Origin of the sequence: Zoogloea sp. LCSB751, from assembly GCF_002028455.1 — a bacterium.
GTDB lineage: Bacteria > Pseudomonadota > Gammaproteobacteria > Burkholderiales > Rhodocyclaceae > Zoogloea.
Genome location: NZ_MWUM01000468.1, coordinates 1 through 248, shown reverse-complemented (window position 1 = coordinate 248; position 248 = coordinate 1). Strand labels below are relative to the sequence as shown.

Here is a 248-nt window from a genome sequence, read left to right as displayed (position 1 = left end):
TCAGGGGATTTTGTGGCGCTGGTTGCAGGGCGGAGGCCGTCTCACCGTGCGTGAAAAACAGCCGCTGGAGCAGGCCCAGCAGGGCTGTACCCACGCCTCGCTGGTGCCGACGCAGCTGTGGCGGCTGCTCAATTCACACCATCCCGTTGCGCTGAAAGCCGTGCTGCTCGGCGGGGCGGAAATCCCCGTTGAGCTGACCGAACAGGCGCGCAAGCAGGGGATCCGCACGTTCTGCGGCTACGGTCTGA

General features: G+C 65.7%; 1 protein-coding gene. It reads left to right on the top strand.

Annotated elements, in window-relative coordinates:
* Nucleotides 1–46: 46 nt before the first annotated feature.
* Nucleotides 47–248, top strand: a 202-nt coding sequence (locus B4920_RS27345; RefSeq protein ID WP_216820115.1) for a hypothetical protein, incomplete at its 3' end; no start/stop codon positions are given.